Annotated in this window: 1 pseudogene; it reads right to left on the bottom strand. The window is 47.4% G+C overall.

From position 1 onward, the window contains the following. Window positions 1-2,075 (bottom strand): annotated as a pseudogene (locus tag ACFIKG_RS09045) (filamentous hemagglutinin); the annotation flags it as partial.

Genomic DNA, 2,075 nt, shown 5'->3' with positions numbered 1-2,075 from the left:
TTATAATTGCCAATCTTTTTTAAGTAATAGTCCGATCCTAAAAATTTACTTGGGTTGATAAAGTCCTGTCGCGTCTCGATTAAAAACGGCACATCCGGTGATTGGCTGCCAGCTAACTCTGTCTTGACAGAGTTAAGCCCATCTTGCGTTGGCACCTGTATGGATTCTGGTGCGGGTGTTTGGATGCTCGGTGCAAAAAGCCCTTTGTGCCCTTTCAAACCATTGATAATACCGTCCAATCGATCATTGCTAATCAGTGGTTTGGAACCGTCAAAATCGGGTGTTTGTCCCCCAGCCAAACCTTGATCGCCCGAGCTATAGCTGATCGACGGTTTGAAGCCATCAACGTCAGTATTTTTAACGCCAGTCAAGCCTTTATTGCCAGAGCTTAAGCCAATTTGACCGGCTCCCTCGCGCACCGCATGATTGTCAAGAGTGTCTGTAACCTTGACATCAAGAGTGCCACCCGCTTCAATCGTGCCGTAAACAGCATCATAAGTGCGCGTGGTTGTTTTGGTATCAGTATAATGTCCCTCATCTTTAATGCCTCCCGTAGTACACCCTAGATTACCGAATGTTTTGCAATTTTTTTCCCTGCGATGTGTGTCAGTTACAATCTTGGTTTTTTCAATTAAATCACGCCCCTCATTGAGTAGCGTATCACCCTGCATTTCAATATTGCCATTAGCAGCAATTAAGCTATAGCTATTACGGATATCGCCGGCATGAACCGTGAGATGACGTCCTACTAAAATCTGTGCAGCTCCATTGGTAAAATGAGGCTGCTGACGAATGATCGTAGTGTCAACATCTTCCTTTATCTGGTGGTGTCTAACCTCGGTTTTTTTCCATTTTCCTCGCACGTAACTGTGACCAACCACTTTATCGGTAACTTCAACCCCACCTTCACGCATGTTGGTAAGCGCTGAGACATCGAAGGTCATATCACCTAAGACAGCTTCTAAAAGACCCGAGCTGTTGATCACATGACCAGCCCGCTCTCCACTTAAGCCACGGATGATGAGATTGTCTTCAGCAATGACATCGGCAAAATTATTGATAAAATCCCCATCCAAGGAGAAAATGGCAGATTTCTTGGCATAAATCAGCCCACTATTACTCAGATCAGCGCTCACATTGAGCGCAACCCCATCACCACTTGAACCAATACTGCCGGCATTGTCCAAAACATCTGCGGTTAAGACAAAAGCACCACCACTTTTAAGTACACCGTCTTCACCATTTAAAACCAGAGCAACTTGCCCCAATGACGGATCATGGCTTTCTGCTATAAGCGTAAAACTGTCACTGGCTAAAAGCTGACCTGAATTGGCTAAAGACCCAAGCTTCGCATCAACAACACCGCCCACCATGATACCGGAATTGCTTAAAACACCATGGCTGTTGAGAGTAAGTACTCCGCCTTGCGCTTCCACAAGCCCAGCTTGGGTGAGTGTGCCTGCCTTCAGCATTACATCATAGGCGGCAACCTTGCTTGGTTCGCCCAGCGTCAAGGTGCCATCGGTTGAGAGCTCTATCCGCTCTTGCGCAACAATGCGCCCCGTTTGGTTCAGAGTGTTTTGCGCATTCACAGTGATTGCGCCATTGCTTGCAAGCATACCGCTATTGGTTAAATCACCGTAACTTTCGAGAGTAAGTTCCTCACCTTGCGCTTCTATAAGCCCAGCTTGATTAAGGGTGCCTGCCTTCAGCGCCACATCATAGCCGCCAATTTGGCTTGTCTCACCCAGTGTCAAGGTGCCATCAGTTGAGAGCTCTATCCGCTTTTGCGCAACGATGCGCCCCGTTTGGTTCAGAGTGTTTTGCGCATTCACAGTGATTGCGCCATTGCTTGCTATCGTACCACTATTGGTTAAATCACCGTGGCTTTCGAGAGTAAGTACTCCGCCTTGTGCTTCCACAAGCCCAGCTTGGGTGAGTGTGCCTGCCTTCAACGTTACATCATAGGCGCCAACCTCACTTGTCTCACCCATTGTTAATATGCCATCACTGGAAAGCTCAACCCGCTTTTTAGAAACAATGCGCCCCGTTTGGCTGAGATTTGTTTGCGCATG

Source organism: Bartonella sp. LB28NMGDW (assembly GCF_042194435.1).
GTDB lineage: Bacteria > Pseudomonadota > Alphaproteobacteria > Rhizobiales > Rhizobiaceae > Bartonella > Bartonella grahamii.
Note: the sequence above shows the minus strand (reverse complement) of the source record. Positions and strands in the feature narration are given on the sequence as shown.